Here is a 21,335-nt window from a genome sequence, read left to right on the forward strand (position 1 = left end):
TAGGGTCGGCGACCATGACCGTGCCCGACGACGCGTCCCCGGCCCCCGCGCCCGGCGCCCCCGCGGCGGTCGACCACCTCGACACCGCCGCGTGCGAGCGCCTGTTCCGCCGCAACGGGCTCCCGCTGCTCGTCGAGGGGCACTCGCTCGACCGCGACGTGTTCGGGCGGTCGGCGCCGTTCCTGCTCGTCGTGCTGCTCGCCGAGCTCTCCGGCGCGGTGCGCTCGGGCTGGCCCGCGTGGGCGAACGCGCTCGCGCTCCTCGGCGCAGCGGCCCTCGTCGCGGCCGCGTACGCGGGGCTCAACGTGGTGCGCGGCCGGCCGTGGTCCACGCTCCCCCAGTCGGTCGGCGTCCCCGAGCTCGCGTTCTTCGTGCTCGTGCCCGCCCTCCTGCCGGTCGTGTTCGGCGGGCAGTGGGGCGACGCCCTGCTCACCGTCGTCGGCAACCTCGTGCTGCTCGGGATCGTGCGCGTCGTCGTGGGGTACGGCGTGCTGTCGTCGCTGTGGTGGGGGCTCGCGCGCGTCACCGACGAGCTCGGCGCCGCCCTGCTGCGGCTCGTGCGCCTGCTGCCGCTGCTGCTCGTGTTTTCCCTCGTGCTCTTCTACAACGCCGAGGTGTGGCAGGTGTTCGACCGCACGCACGGCGTCGCCGACCTCGTGCTCGGCGCGTTCTTCGCGCTGCTCGTCGTGCTGTTCGTCGGGCTGCGCTCGCCCGCTGAGGCGCGCGAGGCGCTCGCGGAGACCGCCGCCCGCCACCCCGGGCACGAGCGTGCGGCGCGCTTCAGCCGCGGCCAGACGGCGAACCTCGCGACGATGATCGCGACGAGCCAGCTCCTCCAGGTCCTCGTCGTGAGCCTCGGCATGGGCGTGTTCTTCATGGCGCTCGGGACGCTCACGGTGACCCCCGAGGTCATGGCGCTGTGGGACGTCGACGGCGGCACCTGGCAGCGCACGCTCTCGCTCGTCGGCGGGGGTGGCGTCGGCGGCGCGGACCTCGTCGTGACGCAGACGCTGCTGCGCGTCTCCGTCGCGATCGCGACCTTCACCGGCCTCTACTACGCGATCTCCGTGCAGGTCGACGCCGTGTACCGCGAGGAGTTCGTGGACGGCATCGAGACCCAGCTCGCCGACGTGCTGCGCGCGCGCTCGCGCTACCTCGACCTCCTCGCCCCACCCCCGTCCGCGAGATAGAGGCTGTGGGCTCGAGGTAGAGCTCTGTGCGTTCTACCTCGCGACCGGTGCCTCTATCTCGCGGCGCGTCGCGCGAGCGCGGCCCGGATCCGGCCGAGGAGGAGGTCGGGATCGGAGAGGTCGTCCCACGTCACCCGCAGGACGAGCCAGCCGGCTTCCACCAGCGCGTCGTGCCGAGCCTTCTCCGCGAGCAGACGGCCCCGCGGGTCGCCGTACTCGCCGCCGGAGTACTTGACGGCTCCGTCGAACTCCACCGCCACACGGAACGTCGTCCACGCGAGGTCCAGCCGGTACGTGCCGCGCCAGGTGGTCGCCGTGTGGTTCGGCTCGGGGTGCGGGAGACCTCCGTCGACCACCAGCCAGCGGACCACGCTCTCGCCCGGCGACTCCGACCGGGCGTCTGCCTCGGCGAGCAGCCGACGCGCACGCCGGACGCCGCGCCCACCGGCAGCCGCCTCCAGGACCTCCTCGACCCTCCGTACGTCGGCCCCCGCACGGAACCCGGAGTCCGCCACCACGATGCCTGACGTCGCGCTCAGGGAGCGGGCGCAGTCGACGATCGTGCGCTCCAGCGAGGTGACCGGCAGGCCGCCGAGCTCGGCGCGATCTCTCTCGGGCAGTGCCGTCCAGTGCCTACGGAACCCGGGATCGGTCCGGCGCACGGACGGGTTGCAGAGCTGCGTCACGTGGACCTCGTCCGCGAGGCGCCAGGTCCACAGGCCGTGCAGCACGGCCGCGGTCGAGTGGCTGAACCAGTAGTCCGTCGTCAACCGTCCCGCGAGGGCGACCGCACGCGCGACGACGGCGTCCCGCCGCCGCTGCGCCGGTGAGGCCGCGGGCGGGGGCGGGGTGACGTAGTCACCCTGACGCACCCGGACGAGCGTGCCGCTGCGGACGGCGGCGGCGATCTCCGCGCGCCGCTCCGCCGAGAACCGCACGACCGACGGCAGCGTCGCCGGGGCACGCACGTCGTCTGCTCGACCCGGCGGGCGCCCCGCGCTCCGGGGACGGCTCACCGTCCGACGTGCGTGCTCGACCTCGCGTCCGTCCGCGCTCATGGGCTCAGACTGGCCGAGCGCGGTGGGGTCGGCCAGGGGCGACGGCGGATCTGTGGACGACCGTCAACCGTCCGCCTCGCGCCCTTCACCCATCGCGATTCCGCGAGATAGAGCCTCCGGTCGCGAGGTAGAACCTCCAGGGTTCTACCTCGCGACCGGAGGCTCTACCTCGGCGGGGGTGTCAGGCGTTGGTGACGAGGCCCAGCTCGGCGACGCTCGGGAGGCCGTCGTGGGTCGGGACGACGCGGACGGTGTAGCCGAACGGTCCGGACGCGTCGAGCACGACCTCGCCCGCGAACGCGTAGCGGCCGGCCTCGTACGTCTCGGCGAGCGCGAGCGGCTCGGCCGTGAACTCCTCGATGACGTCGGCCTCGCTGACGCGACCGTGCACGACCTGCACCTGGACGTCCTCGGGGCGCAGGTCGCCGAGCGACACGTACGCCCGGACCGTGAGGCGGTCGCCGACCTGCGGCACCTCGCCGATGCCGGCCGAGTCGACGTGGTCGACGCGCACGCGCGACCAGCCGTCGCGCACGGCGTGCTTCCACTGCGCGAGCTCCCGGGCGGGCGCGAGCCCGTCGGCGGCCAGCGCGCGCCCGGCCGCGGCGGCCGGGGCGTACAGGCGCGTGACGTACTCGCCGACCATGCGCGTCGCCTGGACCTTGGGGCCGAGCGTCGCGAGCGTGTGCCGCACCATCTCGAGCCACCGGCCGGGCACGCCGTCGGCGTCGCGGTCGTAGAACCGGGGCGCGACCTGCTGCTCGACGAGGTCGTAGAGCGCGGCGGCCTCGAGGTCGTCGCGACGGTCCGCGTCCTCGACGCCGTCGGCGGTCGGGATGGCCCAGCCGTTCTCGCCGTCGTACCACTCGTCCCACCACCCGTCGAGGATCGACAGGTTGAGGCCACCGTTGAGGGCCGACTTCATGCCCGACGTCCCGGACGCCTCGAGCGGGCGCAGCGGGTTGTTGAGCCAGACGTCGCAGCCCGGGTAGAGCGACTGCGCCATGGCGATGTCGTAGTTCGGCAGGAAGACGATGCGGTGCCGCACCTCGGGGTCGTCCGTGAAGCGCACGAGCTGCTGGATGAGCCGCTTGCCCTGGTCGTCGGCGGGGTGCGACTTGCCCGCCACGACGAGCTGGACCGGGCGCTCGGGGTGCAGCAGCAGCGCCTTGAGCCGCTCCGGGTCGCGGAGCATGAGCGTGAGCCGCTTGTACGTGGGGACGCGGCGCGCGAACCCGATGGTGAGAACGTCGGGCGAGAGCACGTCGTCGACCCAGCCGAGCTCCGCCGGGGTCGCACCGCGCTCGCGCCAGGACTTGCGCACGCGGCGGCGCGCCTCGTCGACGAGCCGGCCGCGCATCTCGCGGCGGATCGCCCAGAGCTCGCCGTCGCCGACGGCGCCCTCCCCGTCGCCGCGCAGCCAGCGCGACGACGCGTGCTCGGCCGTGAGCTCGTCGAGCCCGAGCCGCTCGGCCTCGAGGGCCGCGAGCGCCGGGTCGACCCACGTGGGCGAGTGGACGCCGTTCGTCACCGAGGTGATCGGGACCTCGCGGGCGTCGAAGCCCGGCCACAGGCCCTCGAACATGCCGCGCGACACCTCGCCGTGCAGGAGGGAGACGCCGTTCGCCCGTCCGCCGAGGCGCAGGCCCATGACGGCCATGTTGAACACGGTCGGGTCGCCGCCGTCGTAGTCCTCGGCCCCGAGGGCGAGGACGCGCTCGACGGGCAGGCCGTCGACCGCCATGTCGCCGCCGAAGTACTGCGTGACGAGGTCGCGGCCGAACCGGTCGATGCCGGCGGGCACGGGCGTGTGCGTCGTGAAGACCGTCGCGGCGCGGACGGCCTCGAGCGCCGCGTCGAACGTGAGGCCCTGCTCGACGAGCTCGCGGATGCGCTCGACGCCGAGGAACCCCGCGTGGCCCTCGTTGGTGTGGTAGACCTCGGGCTCCGGCGCGCCGGTGAGGCGCGACCACAGGCGCAGCGCGCGCACGCCGCCCACGCCGAGCAGCAGCTCCTGCTGGAGGCGGTGCTCGCCGCCGCCGCCGTAGAGGCGGTCGGTCACCTTGCGCGCGGCCTCGTCGTTGCCGGGCACGTTCGAGTCGAGCAGGAGCAGCGGCACGCGGCCGACGGCCGCGACCCACACGTGCGCGTGGAGCGCGCGACCCCCGGGCAGGGCGAGCGAGACGCGCGCGGGCGTGCCGTCGTCGTCGCGCAGGAGGGTGAGCGGCAGGCCGTCCGGGTCGAGGAGCGGGTACGTCTCGACCTGCCAGCCGTCGCGTGTGAGGGACTGCTTGAAGTAGCCGGCGCCGTAGAGGAGCCCGACGCCGACGATCGGCACGCCGAGGTCGCTCGCGCTCTTCAGGTGGTCGCCGGCGAGAATGCCGAGGCCGCCGGAGTACTGGGGCAGCACGGACGTGATGCCGAACTCGGGCGAGAAGTACGCGATCGCGGCCGGCAGGGAGCCACCGCCCTCCGACGCCTCCGCGGCACGCTGCTGGTACCACAGCGCGTCGTCGAGGTAGTGGCGCAGGTCGGCCGCCGCCGCCCGCACGCGCTCGACGAAGGCGCCGTCGGCGGCGAGCTCCGCGAGGCGTTCGGGACCGAGCGCACCGAGCAGCGCGACGGGGTCGCCGTGGACCGCCGCCCACGTCTCGGGGTCGATACCGGCGAACAGGTCGCGCGTGGGCGCGTGCCAGGACCAGCGCAGGTTGTGCGCGAGCTCGTCCAGGTCGCGCAGCTCGGCGGGCAGCAGGGTGCGGACGGTGAACCGTCGGATGGCTCTCACGGGGACGAGACTACGCAGCCTGGCGCCGGTGCACACCCCCGCGCCGCAACCTGTGTGTAACGCTTGCATGAAATTTCACCCAGGTATCGCGCGCGACCCGTGCGCGACGCGCCGACCCCTCCCCCAGGTGCCTGGCCCCCGTGCCCCTCGATACGTTGTGCGTGTGACGTCGACCCCTCCGGCCCTCGCGCCGCACCGCCCCCGCGCCACCGGTGCCCCTCGCCCCCGAGGCGGCGCCCCCGCCCCCGCCCCCGCCGCACCCGTCGGACGCATCCCCGTGCTCGAGGTGTCACCCGTCGTCGAGTGCGGCAGGTGGCCCGCCAAGGCCGTCGTCGGCGAGATGGTGCCGATCGAGGCGACCGTCTTCCGGGAGGGCCACGACGCCGTCGCCGCGACCGCCGTCCTCGTCGCGCCCGACGGCACCGAGCGCACGGCACCCATGGTCGACGTCGCCCCCGGGCTCGACCGGTTCCGCGCCACGCTCCACCCGGACGCGGTCGGCGACTGGTCGCTGCGCATCGAGGCGTGGAGCGACCCGTACGGCACGTGGGCGCACGACGCGACGGTCAAGGTCGCGGCGGGCGTCGACGTCGAGCTCATGCTCGCCGAGGGCGTGCGGCTCTTCGAGCGCGTCCTCGCCGACGCCGTCCCCCTCCCCGGGCGCGACGGCACGCCCGGCCGCCGGACCCCCGCGGACGAGCGCACGCTCGCCGACGCGCTCGCCGCGCTCGCCGACGCGACCCGCCCCGCCGAGGCCCGGCTCGTCGCCGCGACGTCGCCCGAGGTGCGCGACGTCCTGGAGCGCGCCCCGCTGCGCGACCACGTCACGGCGTCGGCCACGTACCCGCTGCGCGTCGAGCGCCCGCTCGCGCTCGCGGGCGCGTGGTACGAGATGTTCCCGCGCTCCGAGGGCGCCCGACGGCTCAAGGACGGGCGCTGGCGCTCGGGCACGTTCACCGCGGCCGCGCGCCGTCTGCCCGCGATCGCGGAGATGGGCTTCGACGTCGTCTACCTGACCCCCGTCCACCCCATCGGCACGACGCACCGCAAGGGCCGCAACAACTCCCTCACCGCGCTCCCCGGCGACCCGGGCAGCCCGTACGCCATCGGGTCGAAGGACGGCGGCCACGACGCGATCCACCCCGAGCTCGGCAGCGAGCGCACGTTCCGCGCGTTCGTCAAGGAGGCCCGGCGGCACGGGCTGGAGGTCGCGATCGACCTCGCGCTGCAGTGCTCGCCCGACCACCCGTGGGTCGCCGAGCACCCCGAGTGGTTCACGACGCGCGCCGACGGCTCCATCGCCTACGCCGAGAACCCGCCGAAGAAGTACCAGGACATCTACCCGCTCAACTTCGACAACGACCCCGAGGGCATCTACGCCGAGGTGCTGCGCGTCGTGCGCGTGTGGATCGACCGCGGCGTCACCGCGTTCCGCGTCGACAACCCGCACACCAAGCCGCTGGACTTCTGGGAGTGGCTGCTCGCCGAGGTGCGCGCGACGAACCCCGAGGTCGTGTTCCTCTCCGAGGCGTTCACGAAGCCCGCGATGATGCACACCCTCGCGCGCATCGGGTTCCACCAGTCGTACACGTACTTCACGTGGCGCAACACGCGCGACGAGCTCGCGGAGTACCTCACCGAGGTCTCGGGCGAGGCCGGCGCCTACATGCGCCCGAGCTTCTGGCCCACGACCCACGACATCCTCCCGCCGTACCTCCAGCACGGCGGCGTGGCGGGCTTCGCCGTGCGCGCGGTGCTCGCCGCCCTCGGCGCCCCCACCTGGGGGATCTACTCCGGGTACGAGCTCGTCGAGAACGTGCCGCGCCCGGGCGTCGAGGAGCAGATCGACAACGAGAAGTACGAGTACAAGCCGCGCGACTGGGCGCTCGCCGACGAGATCGGCATCTCGACGCTGCTGGCGCGGCTCAACGAGATCCGCCGGGACCACCCCGCGCTGCGCCAGCTCCGCAACCTCACGGTGCACCCGACGACGAACGACCAGGTGCTCGCGTTCTCGCGCCACCTGCCGGCCGAGCACTCGCCGACCGGCGAGGCGGACACGGTCGTCGTCGTGGTGAACCTCGACCCCCACTCCCCGCAGGAGTCGAACGTGCACCTGGACCTCGCGGCCCTCGGCCTCCCCCCGCTCGCGGACGGCCAGGACCCCTGGGCGCCGTCGTTCGTCGCGCACGACGAGCTGACCGGCGAGAGCTACGGCTGGGGGCAGGACGTGTACGTGCGGCTCGAGCCGCTGCGCCAGGTCGCGCACGTCATCCACGTGAGGGCCTCGTGACGCTCCCCCGGGACGCGGCCCCGGTCCCCGTGCGGGGACCCGCCGCCGGTCCCGCTCCCGTGCCCCCGCTCACCGCGCCCGTGCCCGTCGCGGCCCTCCCGCCGCGCCGCCAGCCGGCGCCGCCCGTCGAGACGCGCCCCGGGCTGTCCGACGACCCGGACTGGTACCGCACCGCGGTGTTCTACGAGGTGATCGTCCGCGCGTTCTCCGACTCCGACGGCAGCGGGACGGGCGACCTGCGCGGGCTCATCGACCGCCTCGACTACCTCCAGTGGCTCGGCATCGACGCGCTGTGGCTGCCGCCGTTCTACCCGTCGCCCCTGCGCGACGGCGGCTACGACGTGTCCGACTACACCGCGATCGCGCCGCAGTACGGCTCGACGTCGGACTTCGCGGAGCTCGTGAGCGAGGCGCACGCGCGCGGGATGCGCGTCGTCATCGACCTCGTCATGAACCACACGAGCGACCAGCACCCGTGGTTCCAGGCGTCGCGCGCCGACCCGGAGGGCCCGTACGGCGACTTCTACGTGTGGAGCGACGACGACACGCGCTACCAGGACGCGCGCATCATCTTCGTCGACACGGAGACGTCCAACTGGACGTTCGACCCGGTGCGGCGCCAGTTCTTCTGGCACCGCTTCTTCTCCCACCAGCCCGACCTCAACTTCGAGAACCCGCGCGTCGCCGACGCGATGCTCGACGTCGCGCGGTTCTGGCTGCAGATGGGGGTCGACGGGTTCCGCCTCGACGCGGTGCCGTACCTCTACGAGGCCGAGGGCACCAACTGCGAGAACCTCCCGCAGACGCACGAGTTCCTGCGCCGCGTGCGGCGCATGGTCGACACCGAGTTCCCGGGCCGCATCCTCCTCGCCGAGGCGAACCAGTGGCCGCGCGACGTCGTGGACTACTTCGGCACCGAGGAGGAGCCGGAGTGCCACATGTGCTTCCACTTCCCCGTCATGCCGCGCATCTTCTACGCGATCCGCGACCAGCGCGCGAACCAGGTGCTGGAGATCCTCGCCGACACGCCCGACATCCCCGCGGGCGCGCAGTGGAGCACGTTCCTGCGCAACCACGACGAGCTCACGCTTGAGATGGTCTCGACGGAGGAGCGCGCGTCGATGTACGGGTGGTACGCGCCCGACCCGCGCATGCGCGCCAACGTCGGGATCCGCCGTCGGCTGGCGCCCCTGCTCGACAACTCGCGCAAGGAGGTCGAGCTCGCGCACGCGCTCCTGCTCTCGCTCCCGGGCAGCCCGTGCCTGTACTACGGCGACGAGATCGGCATGGGCGACAACATCTGGCTGCCCGACCGCGACGCCGTGCGCACCCCCATGCAGTGGACGCCCGACCGCAACGCCGGGTTCTCCACCGCGGACCCGGGCAAGGTGTACCTGCCGCTCGTGCAGTCGCTCGTGCACCACTACGGCTACGTCAACGTCGAGGCGCAGCTCGAGCAGTCGACGTCGCTGCTGCACTGGGTGCACGGCATGCTCAAGGTCCGGCGCCGCCACAAGGCGTTCGGCACGGGCGACTTCGTGGCGCTCGAGTGCGACAACGAGTCGATCCTCGCGTTCCTGCGGCGCACGCCCACGGAGACGATCCTGTGCGTCGCGAACCTCTCCGCGACCGCCCGGTCCGCGGCGGTGCACCTGCCGGGGCACGCGGGCGCGACGCTCACCGACGTGTTCGGCGGCGCGCACTTCCCGGCGGTCGGGGACGACGGGCGCGTCGTCATGACCTGGGGCTCGCGCGACTTCTACTGGCTCGTCGTCGGGGGCCCCGAGGGCACGACCCCCTGACGCCCGGCGAGATCGGGCGCGTCGTGGTCGGATGGAGCCTGCCGCCGTCGTGACCCGACGGCGGGGCCCCCGGGCAACCCGGGGCACGACCTGCCGACGACCCGACGACCCAGCCACAGGGAGGCGCGCATGACGCTCCGACGGACGGACCTTCCCTCCTCGGAGCTCATGACGCTCCTCGACGCGTGGCTGCCGGAGCGCCGGTGGTACCCCGTCAAGGGCGTCGCGGTGCGGCACGTGCCGTGGCTGTCGTTCGCGCTCGACGTCCCGGCGACGGCCGGGCAGGACCCGGCGCGGGCCCCGCGCGTCGTCCTCCACCTGCTGCGGCTGCTCGGGGACGGCGTCGACCTCGTCGTGCAGGTGCCGCTCGTCCTCGAGCCGGTCGACGCGGCGCCCGCGGCCCCGGGCGACGTGCGCACCCCGGGCGGCGCGACCCCGTCCGCCGGTCCGGGGCGCGCGCCCGCCACGCCGCTCGGGACGGTGCACGACGCCGGGGGCGGCGCGACCGCCGGGACGGCCTGGCTCGTGCACGACGGCGCCGCGCACCCCGCGTGCTGGGCGGCGCTCCTGGCCGTCGCCGACTGGGAGACGACCCCCGCGGCCGGGGGCGCGGGCACCGATCCGCTCGACCTCGCGGGCGGACGCGCTCTGAGCGTCGAGCAGTCGAACAGCTCGGTGCTGCTGCCCGGCGTCGCCGGCGGCACGATGCTCAAGGTCCTGCGGGCCATCGCGATCGGCCCGAACCCGGACGTGACGATCCCGCGCGCGCTCGCCGCCCAGGGGTGGGCGGGCGTGCCGCGACCGCTCGCCTGGCTCGAGGTGGGCTGGGACGCGACCGACGACCCGGCCGCTCCCGGGCACGCGCCCGACCCGGCGTCGCCCCGGTCGGCGCACCTCGCGATCCTCAGCGAGTTCGTCGACGGCGCGCGCGACGGCTTCGACCTGGCGTGCGCCTACGCCGGGCAGGGTTCCTCGTTCGCCGACCTCGCCGCCGACCTCGGCCGGGTCCTCGCCGACCTCCACGCCGCGCTCCGGCGCGCGTTCGACGTGGGCTCCCCCGTCGACGCGCGCTGGCTCGTCGCCGACCTGCGGCGCCGTTCGGACGAGGCCGTCGCGTCGTCGAGCGCGCTCGGCCGGCGCGCGACCGAGATCGCCGCGTTCTGGGACCGCACGGCAGCACGGCTCGCGTCCGTCACGCGCGTCCCCGACGCCCTCCCGCGGCTCCAGACCGTCCACGGCGACCTGCACCTCGGGCAGGTGCTGCACGCCCGCCGGTTCGGCTGGAAGGTGCTCGACTTCGAGGGCGAGCCGCTGCGGCCGGTCGCGGAGCGCACCCGCCCCGACCTCGCCCTGCGCGACGTCGCCGGGATCGTGCGCTCGTTCGACTACGCGGCCGCCGTGGGGCGCGCCCCCGACGCCGCGTGGGCCGTCCAGGCGCGCGCCGCGTTCCTCGACGCGTACGAGCGCGCGGACACCGCGGGCGTCGACCACGCGACGTCGGAGGCGCTCGTCCGGGCGCTCACGCTCGACAAGGCGCTCTACGAGGTGGTCTACGAGTCGCGCAACCGTCCCGACTGGGAGCCCATCCCCCTCGCCGCCGTGGACCGCCTCCTCGCCGGGAACACCTGACCCGTCCGCGAGGAAGGCACGGCGCCGCGAGGTCGGCGACAGGTAGGGCACGGTGGAGGCGCGGCCGTGACCACGCCTCCACCTCGCCGCCCCGGTTCCTAGCTCGCCGAGCAGTCGACGACCGGTGCCAGCACCGGAGCGTCACCACGGCCGGAGAATCCGTACGTGATGGTCCCGCCGGCCGGCACGCGCGCGTTCCACGACTCGGCGGTAACCGTCGCGGTCCCAGCGTCCACGGAGAGCGCACCGTGCCAGGTCTGCACGAGCTCGCTGCCCGCGGGCACGCGCCACGAGGTGGACCACGTCGAGACGGGCTCGCCGTCGAACTCCACCTGCACCTGGCCCTGGTACCCACCCGGCCACCGGTACTGGATCTCCAGCTCGGCCGAGCATCCGTCCGCGCGGCTCGCGAAGACCGAGGCCTCGTGCGACGTCTCGGCGATGCCGTCCCGGCCGGAGATCAGACGCTCGCCCCAAGGGGACCGAGAGACCGGGTCGAAGCCCTGGACGAGGTCCAGGTCCTCCACGCCGCCGCTGTTACCGCTCCAGGACCACCCGAACCACCCGAGGCCGAGGCGCCGCGTCTCCGCGAGGATGGTGTCCTCGTCGACGTCGTTGCCGTAGTGCGCCGGGCCGAACTCGCCGACGATCAGCGGCAGTCCCGCGTCGACGAAGTGCTCCAGGTAGTCCGTGACCACCGCGCCGTCGCCGTACACCTCGTACATGTGGACGGAGAACACGACGTTCGCGTCGGGGTCGGCGTCAAAGACCTGCTGCGCCTGGGAGTACATCGTCCGCGACCAGTCCTGGCCCCAGTTCGGGGCGTCGACGACGATCGTGTGCCCGTACCCGATGTCGCGCAGTCGCTGGACCGCGGCCGAGGTCTGCGCCGCCCACTCGTCCGCGATCGGACCGTTGCCGATCGGCTCGTTGCCGATGTTGACGAGGATCCTGTCCTCCGTCCCGGCGAGAGTCGGGTACAGGTCCTCCCAGTAGTCGACCGCGCGGTCGAGCGACACCGCCGCAGGCGCGTACTCGTCCCCGTAGCCCGTCGTGTCGTGCACCTCGAGGGCGCACACCAACCGGTTCACGTCGCACTCGCGGACGACGCGCGCGACGTCCGCGGGGTCGTTGCGGGTCCACTGGTCCCCGCTCGACAGGACGACGCGCACCGCGTTGGCACCTGTGCCCTTGATGTCCTCGAACGACTGGAACTCGTGGGTGTACCAGGTGTGGGCGTGGTTGATCCCGCGGAGGACGAGGTCGCTCCCGTCCGCCTCGACGAGCCGACCGTCGACGACGTGCAGACCATCTGTGGTCGCTTCGTCGGCGGCTGCCGGAGCGGCCAGCGCGAGCGCTCCCGGCCCGGCGAGGGCGAGCGCAGCGACGTACGCCGCGACCGACGTCGCACGGGTACGGACCTGGAGCTGTCGTGTGCTGTTGTTACTCATCGAACTCCTTCGTTCTGCGCTCACGCACGAGCGCGCTCGCAATCCGACATCGGATGGACCCTAGGATGAACCGCTTCATGCGCGTGACACGCTGCGGCGGACCGTTCAGCGGTCGGCGGACGAGCCGCGCACGACGCACGACGCGCTGTTCTCCCAGCCCCACCCGTCCCCCTCCGGGTCCGACGATGCGCTCGCGCAGTACGGGTACCCGTTGGGCGCCGTGCTCCCGCTCCCGGAGCCTCCACCGGAACCCGTGTCCGCGGAGGAGCCGCGCACGACGCACGAGGTGTTGCTCTCCCAGCCCCATCCGTCTCTGTCGGGGTCCGACGACGCGCTCGCGCAGTACGGGTACCCATTGGGGGCCGTGCCGACTCCGCCGTCGCCACCGCCCCCGTACACGGAGGCCACGGGCGCGTTGCGGGCCTTGAGCCCGTCGGCGCCGTTGATGAACCGCTGGCCCCACGGGGTGAGCGAGCTCGCGGAGAACCCGTTCACCATGTCCAGGTACTCGACGCCGCTCCCGTTGCCGGACCACGACCAGCCGAGCATCCCGATCCCCTGGGACCGCGTGTAGCTCATGATCGTGGCCTCGTCCGGGTTCCCGTCCGAGTGGTTGTCGCCGAACTCCCCGACCATGATCGCCAGGCGTCGGCTCGTGAAGGAGTCGAGGTAGGCGCGTACCTCGGCTGCGGTGTCGAAGACGCCGTACATGTGGATCGAGAAGACCACGTTGCTGTCCGCCGCCGCGACCGTCGGGGCGTTGTCGCGCATGGTGAAGGACCAGTCCTGGCCCCAGTTCGGGGCGTCGACGACGAGCGTGTGGTCGAGTCCGGCCCCGCGCAGGGTCTGGATCGCCGCGACGGTGTCCCTGGTCCAGTTCTGGTAGCCGGAGTTGCCGAAGGGCTCGTTGCCGATGTTGATCATCACGTACCGCTCCTGGCCCCGCAGGGCCGAGGCGATGCTTGTCCAGTATCGAGCCGCGTTCGCGAGGGACCGAGCGCTGCCGTCCTCGCCGTACCCCGTGGTGTCGTGGTTCTCGAGGATGCACACGAGCTGGTTCCGCTTGCAGCGCTCGATGACGGCACTCACGTCGGAGGCCGAGCTCGTCCCGTACCGGCCGCCCGAGAGCACGACGCGCACGGTGTTCGCGCCGGCGGCGCGGATGTCTGCGAAGGACTGCGTCTGCGACGGGTACCAGGCGTGGGCGTGGTTGGCGCCGACCGGCACGAACTGGTTGCCGTTCGCGTCGTAGATGTTCCCGCCCCGGACGGAGAACCCGTCGTTCGCGGCGCTCGCCCCTTGCGCGAGCGCCGGCACGGCGAGCAGGGCGAGCACCGCGCTCAGGGCGATGGCGAACAGTCGTCTCATCGATCTTCCTCCCGATCCGAGCGTCGTCGCCCGGTCTGCTTGGTGGACGTCGTCGTCGGGCTCTTCCGCGAGCCCTCAACCGGCCCGTCGTGGCCGAATGACACCTGCGCACTTAAACGCTTCATATCGAAGGTAGCGCACTCTCGAGGTAAATTCCAGGCGTCTTTCGTCCGTTTCGGCGCCCCTCCGCGACGTGGTTGCCACGGCCGCAGGTACGGCGGGAGCGGGGCGGGGCGTCGGAAGACGCCCCGCCCCGCTCCCCTACCGGAGCCGGAGCTCAGTCCCGCGAGCGCGCCCGCAGCTCCTCGTAGGCGTGCCGGACGACGTCCGCGCCCGGCTTGCCGTACATGCAGTAGTCGTCGTTCGCTGCCGCCTCGGCCTCGGTGTAGAGCGGAGTCGGCCAGTCCCACAGGAAGTAGCCGGAGACCCAGGGTCGTCGGCCGCACGCGTCGAACATCTCCGCGAGCCAGGCCGCCTGAGCCTCGCCCGACGGCGGCCCGGCGAGAGTCCAGTCGTTCGGTCTCTCCGGTGAGCCCTCGCGGCTGGGGCATCCGGCCTCGAGGAAGACGAACGGCTTGTCCTCGCGCGCGACGACGGCCTCGATCCGGTCCAGGTGGCGCTCCCACGTCCCTGCCGGGTAATAACCCGAGCTGCCGATCACGTCGACCGCGTCCCACCAGGTGACGCGGTCCTCCTGGTACTTGTCGCAGTTGTACGTGACGAGGCCGTCGTAGACCTCGCGCACGGCTGCGACAAGGGCCCGCCACTGTGCGTCGTGCCCGTCGGCGCGAACCATCTCGCACCCGACGCAGAGCATCTCCACGCCCTCCTCGGCCGCAATCCGCGCGTGGTGCACGATGAACTGCGTGTACGACGCGAACCACTCGTCCCACGAGGGCTCGCCCGGGACGTCTTCGTCGAAGAAGCCGATGAACGCGCGCCAGGTTCCGTCGGCGGAGTCGACGACCGGTTTGAGGCACACCTTCCAGCCGCGCGCCTTGGCCGCGCGGATCGCGGCGCGCACCTCGTCGTCGGTCACCGTCGGCTCGTCGCCGTAGCGGACCGTGGTCGACTGGGGCGTGTCCTGCTTCGCGGAGAACGTCACGGCGACCCAGTCCACGCCGAGCCCGCGCAGCTGGTCCATGGAGCGCTCGGCCCCCGGACCGGTCCAGGTTCCGCGCACGCCGGTCCAGCCCCAGGTCATGCCCGTGACGGGTGCCCCGGCGAACGGCGTGGGCCGTACCGGCCCTTCGGCCGCGTGGAGCTCGGCCCGGGTCGGCGGGTTCGCCCCCGCGCGCGATACCGTGACCGACGCGGCGACCGCTGCGGACCGTGCCGCGGTCCGCACCGCCGCGTCCGACAGCCGGCGCAGAACGTCCGCGCCTCTCGGGCCGCGCACCCCGCGGGCCGCGAGCGCGTCGAGCAGCGCCCCGGTGAACGTGTCGCCCGCGCCGACGGTGTCGACGACGTCGACCGCACGGCCCGGGACCTCGACGAGGCGGCCGTCGTGCCGCACGAGGGTCGCGCCGTCGCCTCCGCGTGTCACGACGACGAGGGCTACGCCCCATGCCGACCAGCGGCGGGCGACGTCGAGCGGGTCGGTCGCGGGGGCGAACCATGCGAGGTCCTCGTCGCTCACCTTGACGACGTCGGCGAGCGCGGCGAGCTCCTCAACGCGGGTCCGGACCGCCGCGGGGTCGTCGACGAGAGCGGGGCGCACGTTGGGGTCGTACGAGACGACGGCGGAGGAGCGCGCCCGGCGCACGACGTCCCGGACCACTTCGGCGCCTGGAGAGAGCACCGCCGCAACGGAGCCGACGTGGACGACCTCCGCGTCGCCGAGCTCGACCTCCCCGAGCTCCCACGCGAGGTCGAAGGTGTACGTCGCCTGCCCCTGGGCGTCCAGGGAGACGGTCGCGGCCGACGTCCGGCCTGTCGAGGGCACGTGCGCGTTCACGTCCACGTCGCTCGCGACGAGCCAGTCGCGGACCAGGGCGCCGCGCTCGTCGGGGGCGAGAGCCGTGGTGAGTGACACCTCCCGCCCAAGCCTGCCGAGCGTGAGCGCGACGTTGGCGGGGCTGCCGCCGGGCAGCTCGTGCGTCACGCCGTCGCGGCCCGGGACGACGTCGACGAGTGCCTCGCCGACCACGAGGATGCGCGTCACGAGGCCACCTGCCCGTCGTGGACAGCGCGCGCGATCGAGCGGCCGAGCGGAAGCCGCGGTAAGAGCGTTGCCTGGACCGCGTGGTAGAGGTCGGGCTTGCCGGGCCACGTTCCCCGCGCGGGGTGGTTCGAGCGGTCGAGCTCGTGGTGCCAGGATCCCCTGTCGTGGTCGACCACGAACGTCACCGCGTAGTCCCACCAGGTCGCGTACAGGTCGGCGTAGCGGGCGTCACCCGTCCGTCGGTGCAGGGCGTCCGCGGCGGCGATCGCCTCGGCGACGACCCAGTGCATGCGCTCGCGCACGACGGGCACACCGGACCAGTCGGTCGTGTAGACGAACCCCTCGGCGCCGTCCACGGCCCAGCCGTCAGCCATGGCGCGGTCGAACAGCACTGTCGCCGTCGCGCGCAGGTCGGACGGCGCGACCGTGCCCAGGGCGCCCTCGAGGTGCAGGAGGAGCCGGGACCACTCGAGCCCGTGCCCGACGGTCGCCCCGTAGGGCTTGAACGGGTCGGCGGGCCGGTCGGCGTTGAGCTCCAGGTGCGGCGTCCACGTGTCGTCGAAGTGCTCGGGCAGACGGCCGTCGTGCTCCTCGGCAAGCCGCACGACGAGCCGGGCCACGCGCGCGGCGCGGTCGCGCCACGCGACGTCTTCGGTGGCGTCGGCGACGGCGAGCATCGCCTCCACCGCGTGCATATTGGCGTTGAGGCCCCGGTAAGCGTCGAGGACGGTGAACGATGCGTCCCAGGTGTCGACGACGAGGCCGGTCGCGTCGTCCCAGAAATGCTCGAGGAACACGGAGCACGCGTCCGTGAGCAGGGCCCGCGCGCCCGGCACGCCGGCCAGGGTCGCGCTCGACGCGGCAAGCAGGACGAACGCGTGGTCGTACGCGGACTTGCCTGCGCCAAGGTCCGGTGCGCCTTGCGCGTCGAGGGCGTGGAACCACCCTCCGTGCTCAGCGTCGTGCAGCGGTCCCAGCAGGCCGTCGAGGGCCCCGCGCGCGACCGGTTCGCACCCGGGCACGCCCAGCATGGCACCGAGCGCGTAGACATGGACGGTCCGGCACGTGATCCACGTCTGGACGCCTGCCGCCGGGTCGGGGGCCCCGGTCTCGTCGAGGTAGGCCGCCCCTCCCCCCGGCGCGACGACGCGACGCCCGAACCCGAGCAGCGACCGCGTGTGGGCATCGAGCCAGGCGACGTGCGTCTCGCGCTCGGTCCAGGCGAGCTCGTCGCGCACCCCGCCGCGCGGCCGGAGGTCGATCGTCGGCGCCGTCATGCTGACATCACGGGCCGGCGCGACATGAGCTGGTTGACGCTGCGCAGGACCCGCGGGTCGGCGAGCGCGGACCTGTCCAGCGCTTCGGGGGCCGCCACGTGGAAGGTCACGCTCTCGCCGGCAAGGAGGTCCACCAGCATGTCGTCCACGACGGCGTCGGGGTGCACCTTGTCTGCGAGCAGCGACAGACCCCGCACGAGGGTGTTGGTCGTGACCCGGACGCGCGCCCCGTCGTCGGTCGAGGTGACCTCGACGTGCAGCGCCGGGCTGCGCAGGGCGCTGTCGCGCGGTTCGGTGTAGAACCACGTTGCGCGCTCGTGTCCGAGCGACGCGACGAGAAGCTCGCCGGCGGCATCACCCGGGACGGCGAGGTCGGTCGGCAGCTGGACCGTGTCCGTCGCACGTGCCGCGACGTCGACAGGGATCTTCGTCGCCTCGACCTCGACGCCGTCGTAGCGGATCCGCCGGACGACGAGGTCGCCGCGCCACTGCTCGGCGGAGTCGTTGACGGCCGCCACGACGAGCTGCCCGTCCTCCCCACGCGGCTGGACGGTGAGCAGACGGTCGGCGAATGCGTGGCGCAGCGCGAACAGGAGCGGCTTCTGGCGTCCGTCGCCGTCGACAGCGGCCCAGGACGTCACGGGCCAGCAGTCGTTGAGCTGCCAGACGACCGCGCCCATGCAGCGCGGGCTCCAGGAGCGGTAGTGCTCGAGCGCCGTGCGCACGGCGGTTGCCTGGTTCCAGGACATGGCCCAGTGCCAGTCCTCCATCGCGTCGGGCAGCGGGACGTGGGCGACGAGCCCGTCCGTCAGCTTGTCGTTGCCCTGCATCGCCTTCTGGTGGACGAGCATCCCGGGCGACTCGGGCGTCAGGGGGTCGTCGCTGATCGCGCGCGTGAGGGTGGACCAGGTGGGAGGCCCCTGCCAGCCGAACTCGGCCATGAACCGCGGCACGGTGTCGCGGTAGTGCGGCCAGTCCTGGCGGTTCCACAGCTCCCACTCGTGCATCGAGCCGTGCCGCGGGTCGTTCGGGTGCACGTCGAGGCTGCCCGACCACGGGCTCGACGGTGTGTACGCGCAGTCGGGGTCGAGCTCCGCGACGACGCGCGGAAACAGCTCCGTGTAGTAGCCGAGACCCCAGGTGCGGCCGTCGAGGCGCTTGTCCCAGCTCCAGTCGTGGAATCCCCAGATGTTCTCGTTGCTGCCGTTCCAGAGCACGAGCGACGCGTGATGACCGAGGCGGGCGACGTTGTCGCGGACCTCCGCCTCGACCTCGGAGCGCAGCGGCTCCTCCTCCGCGTAGGCCGCGCAGGCGAAGAGGAAGTCCTGCCAGGTGAGCAGGCCCCGCTCGTCGCACAGGTCGTAGAAGTCGTCCGACTCGTAGATCCCGCCGCCCCATACGCGCAGGAGGTTGAGGTTCGCGGAGACCGCCTGGTCGATGCGCGCGGCGTACCGCTCGCGCGTGACGCGGTGCGGGAACGCGTCGTCCGGGATCCAGTTCGCCCCGCGTACCCAGACCGGCACGCCGTTCACGACGAACCGGAAGGACGTGCCGTCCTCGTCGGGCTCCATCTCGAGCGTCGCGGTGCGGAAGCCGACGCGACGGGCGGAGGTATCGAGGGGCTCCCCCGCGCCCAGCAGCTCGACGGCGACGTCGTAGAGCGGCTGGTCACCGTGCGTGCGCGGCCACCAGAGATCGACCTGCGGCACGACGACGTCGACCTCGGCCGAGCCGCCGTCGGCCGGCACCTGGACCCGCACCCCGGCGACGGACGCCGCGAGGGTGAGCGGCGCGAGACCGCGACCTGTGCCGGAGCGCTCGACCTCCACGACCACGCGCACCCGGCCCGCCGTCGGTGCCGTGGACTCGCCGGGCTCGCCCGCGACCGCCGCGTGGACGCGCACCTGGGCGAGTCTCGCCACCGACCAGGACTCGAGACGCACGGGGCGCCAGATCCCGGACGTCGCCGTGTCGGGACCCCAGTCCCAGCCGAAGCTGCATGCCATCTTGCGCATGGCGTTGAACGGGTGCTGGTTGACCTGCGGCCGGTAGCCCAGGAGGAGGCTCTGCCGGTCGGCGTACGGGACGGGGGCGGAGAACCGGACCACGAGTTCGTTCTCGCCCGCGACGAGCAGCGGACCGACGTCGAACCGGTAGGTGCGGTGCATGTTCGCCGTCGTGCCCACCACCGTCCCGTTGAGCCGGACCTCCGCGACGGTGTCGAGGCCGTCGAAGACGAGGTCGTGCCGCTCGTGCCCGTCCGGGGCCCACGCGAAGCGCGTGGTGTATGCCCAGTCGGTGCGACCGATCCACGCCTGGAGACGCTCGTGGTCGTCGAGGTAGGGGTCGTCGATCACGCCTGCGGCGAGGAGGTCCGTGTGCACGCTCCCCGGGACCGTTGCCGGGACGTCGGAGACGGTCGTCCCCACGGGAATCGCTCCCCCGACGGCGCTCACCGTCCAGCCCTCGTGCAGCTCGCGGCGGGTCGCCCTGAGGGCGGATTTCTCGGTGAAGGTCACTTCGTGGCTCCTGCGGTCAGGCCGTTGTAGATGTGTCGCTGGAGGAGGAGGAAGGCGATCAGCGTCGGGACGATCACGAGGATCGTGCCGGCGGCGATGACCTCCCACTCCGACCCCGTCGGTCCCTTGAACCGGAAGAGGGTCGTCGAGATGACGCCGAGCTTGCTCGACGGCATGTAGAGGAACGGGATGTAGAACTCGTTGTAGATCGCGATGCCCTTGATGATGACGACGGTGGCGATCGCCGGCTTGAGCAGCGGGAAGACGATCCGTGCGTAGATCGTCAGGCGGTTCGCCCCGTCCAGCATCGCGGCCTCGTCGAGCGAGCGCGGTATGGAGCGCATGAACTGCAAGAAGATGTAGATCGCGATGATGTCCGTGCCCATGAAGAGCACGATCGCGGCCCAGCGGGTGTTGAAGAGCCCGAGGCCGTTGATGATCTGGAACGTCGCGACCTGCGTGGTGACCGCGGGGACGAGCGTCGCCAGCAGGAACCCGGCCATGACGACCTTCTTGCCGCGGAAGTCGAACCGGTCCACCGCGTACGCGGTCATCGTCCCGATGAGAATCGTCCCGGCGAGCGCGACGACGAGGATGATCATGGTGTTCACGAAGCCCGCGAGCATGTCGCTGTCCGTGAAGGCCCGCGTGAAGTTCGCGAAGTTGAACCAGTTCCGGGGGAGATCGAGCGGACCGGTCGTCACGTACTCCTCGCGGGACTTGAAGGCCGCGAAGAAGATCGTGAGGATCGGGACGACGGCGGCCGCGCACGCGATGACGAGGCTGATGTACTTCGCCGTCGTGGCCAACGGCCCGGCGACGGGTGCGACGCCCCTCGAGAACCGGGCGGCGGCCCGGCGGAGCTTGTCCGCTGCGGTGATCCGGTTCGGCGCGGGTGCGGTGGGGGCGCTCATACCAGGTCTCCCTTCTCGTCCGGGAAGAACTTGCGTTGGATCGCGCTGATCACGAGGACGATGATCAGCAGCACGACGGCCATCGCGGACGCGAGGCCGACCTTGGAGTACCGGAACGCCGTGTCGACGGTCTGGATGACGAAAGTCTCGGAACCGTTCGCGCCCTTCGTCATGATGAAGGGGATCTCGAAGACCGAGAGCGCGCCCGAGACGGCGAGGATCAGGGACAGACCGACGATCTGCTTGATGCCCGGGAAGATGATGTAGCGGAACTTCTGCCACGACGTCGCGCCGTCGAGGTCCGCGGCCTCGTACACGTCACCCGGGATCGCTTGGATCGCACCGAGGAACAGCACGAAGTTCAGGCCCATGTAGCGCCACACGGAGGTGCCGGCGAGCGAGTAGTTGACGATCGACGGGTCTCCGAGCCAGTGCGGAGTCTCCTGCACGCCGACGATCGCCAGCAGGGCGTCCAACGTCCCGTCCGGGCGGAAGAAGTAGAGGAAGACGAGGCCGATCGCCACGCCGTTCAGGAGGTACGGGAAGAAGATGACGCCCTTGAAGAAGTTCCGGAACCGCGTGCTGAAGCTGAGGATCGTCGCGAAGTAGAGCGCCAGCGCGAGCTGGACGAGCGCCCCGACGAGGTAGTAGAGGCTGACGAAGAAGACCCGGAACAGCTCGGGCCGCGTGAAGATGTCGACGTAGTTCTTGAACCCGACGCCTTCCTTCACAGCGTCGAGACCGTCCCAGGACGTGAAGCTGTACCAGATCATGTTCGCCACCGGCAGGTACGTGAACACGAGCAGCAACCCGAGCGGGACGACGAGGAACAGCCACGGGGTGAGCGACCCGGGACGTCGCTTGGGCGGTCGGGACGTAGCACTC

Annotated in this window: 13 protein-coding genes; 4 read left to right on the plus strand and 9 right to left on the minus strand. The window is 72.5% G+C overall.

Annotation, left to right across the window (positions count from 1 at the left end):
* Positions 1-14 precede the first annotated feature (14 nt).
* Positions 15-1,190, plus strand: coding sequence for a hypothetical protein (locus RSE42_RS13230; protein ID WP_051028353.1), 1,176 nt, complete (start codon positions 15-17; stop codon positions 1,188-1,190).
* A gap of 53 nt (positions 1,191-1,243) precedes the next feature.
* Here the strand turns inward: RSE42_RS13230 and RSE42_RS13235 are convergent, their stop codons facing one another.
* Positions 1,244-2,158, minus strand: coding sequence for a hypothetical protein (locus RSE42_RS13235; RefSeq protein WP_051028352.1), 915 nt, complete (start codon positions 2,156-2,158; stop codon positions 1,244-1,246).
* A 271-nt stretch (positions 2,159-2,429) separates the two neighbouring features.
* Entirely contained in the window at positions 2,430-5,033 is a 2,604-nt protein-coding gene (glgP, locus tag RSE42_RS13240) for an alpha-glucan family phosphorylase (RefSeq protein WP_085387572.1), read from the minus strand.
* Positions 5,034-5,100: 67 nt separating this feature from the next.
* Here glgP and RSE42_RS13245 point away from each other — a divergent pair, with 67 nt between their 5' ends.
* From RSE42_RS13245 to RSE42_RS13255, 3 genes are all read left to right on the plus strand, one after another.
* On the plus strand, positions 5,101-7,326 hold the full coding sequence (locus RSE42_RS13245; RefSeq protein WP_415296571.1) for a maltotransferase domain-containing protein: 2,226 nt from the start codon (positions 5,101-5,103) through the stop codon (positions 7,324-7,326).
* A gap of 59 nt (positions 7,327-7,385) precedes the next feature.
* Entirely contained in the window at positions 7,386-9,128 is a 1,743-nt protein-coding gene (gene treS, locus RSE42_RS13250) for a maltose alpha-D-glucosyltransferase (protein WP_372490696.1), read from the plus strand.
* 129 nt (positions 9,129-9,257) lie between these two features.
* Positions 9,258-10,757, plus strand: a complete 1,500-nt coding sequence (locus RSE42_RS13255) for an aminoglycoside phosphotransferase (RefSeq protein WP_415296573.1) — start codon at positions 9,258-9,260, stop codon at positions 10,755-10,757.
* 98 nt (positions 10,758-10,855) lie between these two features.
* Here the strand turns inward: RSE42_RS13255 and RSE42_RS13260 are convergent, their stop codons facing one another.
* The 7 genes from RSE42_RS13260 to RSE42_RS13290 all read right to left on the minus strand — a co-directional run bounded on the left by RSE42_RS13260 (position 10,856) and on the right by RSE42_RS13290 (position 21,250).
* Positions 10,856-12,208 carry a cellulase family glycosylhydrolase gene (locus RSE42_RS13260; RefSeq protein ID WP_034656387.1) on the minus strand — a complete coding sequence of 451 codons (1,353 nt, stop codon included), beginning with the start codon at positions 12,206-12,208 and terminating at the stop codon, positions 10,856-10,858.
* Between the two features lie 105 nt (positions 12,209-12,313).
* Positions 12,314-13,576, minus strand: coding sequence for a cellulase family glycosylhydrolase (locus RSE42_RS13265; RefSeq protein ID WP_114552688.1), 1,263 nt, complete (start codon positions 13,574-13,576; stop codon positions 12,314-12,316).
* 277 nt (positions 13,577-13,853) lie between these two features.
* Positions 13,854-15,740, minus strand: coding sequence for a PfkB family carbohydrate kinase (locus RSE42_RS13270; RefSeq protein WP_371810555.1), 1,887 nt, complete (start codon positions 15,738-15,740; stop codon positions 13,854-13,856).
* Positions 15,737-17,017: an AGE family epimerase/isomerase gene (locus RSE42_RS13275; protein WP_114552689.1), complete on the minus strand. Its 1,281-nt coding sequence runs from the start codon at positions 17,015-17,017 to the stop codon at positions 15,737-15,739. The genes RSE42_RS13270 and RSE42_RS13275 overlap by 4 nt, the downstream gene beginning before the upstream one ends.
* Positions 17,014-19,536 (minus strand): glycoside hydrolase family 2 protein, encoded by a 2,523-nt coding sequence (locus tag RSE42_RS13280; RefSeq protein WP_415296576.1) that lies wholly within the window; start codon positions 19,534-19,536, stop codon positions 17,014-17,016. The genes RSE42_RS13275 and RSE42_RS13280 overlap by 4 nt, the downstream gene beginning before the upstream one ends.
* Positions 19,533-20,450, minus strand: a complete 918-nt coding sequence (locus RSE42_RS13285) for a carbohydrate ABC transporter permease (protein WP_081896102.1) — start codon at positions 20,448-20,450, stop codon at positions 19,533-19,535. The genes RSE42_RS13280 and RSE42_RS13285 overlap by 4 nt, the downstream gene beginning before the upstream one ends.
* Positions 20,447-21,250, minus strand: coding sequence for a carbohydrate ABC transporter permease (locus tag RSE42_RS13290; RefSeq protein WP_342804077.1), 804 nt, complete (start codon positions 21,248-21,250; stop codon positions 20,447-20,449). The genes RSE42_RS13285 and RSE42_RS13290 overlap by 4 nt, the downstream gene beginning before the upstream one ends.
* Between the last annotated feature and the right edge of the window lie 85 nt (positions 21,251-21,335).

This window comes from Cellulosimicrobium sp. SJTW-1, assembly GCF_047716875.1.
Taxonomy (GTDB): Bacteria; Actinomycetota; Actinomycetes; order Actinomycetales; family Cellulomonadaceae; genus Cellulosimicrobium; species Cellulosimicrobium funkei.

Coding starts and splice junctions, on each gene's coding strand:
- RSE42_RS13230 (WP_051028353.1), top strand. CDS start 15: ATGACCGTGCCCGACGACGCGTCCCCGGCCCCCGCGCCCGGCGCCCCC.
- RSE42_RS13245 (WP_415296571.1), top strand. CDS start 5,101: ATGAAATTTCACCCAGGTATCGCGCGCGACCCGTGCGCGACGCGCCGA.
- RSE42_RS13255 (WP_415296573.1), top strand. CDS start 9,258: ATGACGCTCCGACGGACGGACCTTCCCTCCTCGGAGCTCATGACGCTC.
- RSE42_RS13260 (WP_034656387.1), bottom strand. CDS start 12,208: ATGAGTAACAACAGCACACGACAGCTCCAGGTCCGTACCCGTGCGACG.
- RSE42_RS13265 (WP_114552688.1), bottom strand. CDS start 13,576: ATGAGACGACTGTTCGCCATCGCCCTGAGCGCGGTGCTCGCCCTGCTC.
- RSE42_RS13275 (WP_114552689.1), bottom strand. CDS start 17,017: ATGACGGCGCCGACGATCGACCTCCGGCCGCGCGGCGGGGTGCGCGAC.
- RSE42_RS13285 (WP_081896102.1), bottom strand. CDS start 20,450: ATGAGCGCCCCCACCGCACCCGCGCCGAACCGGATCACCGCAGCGGAC.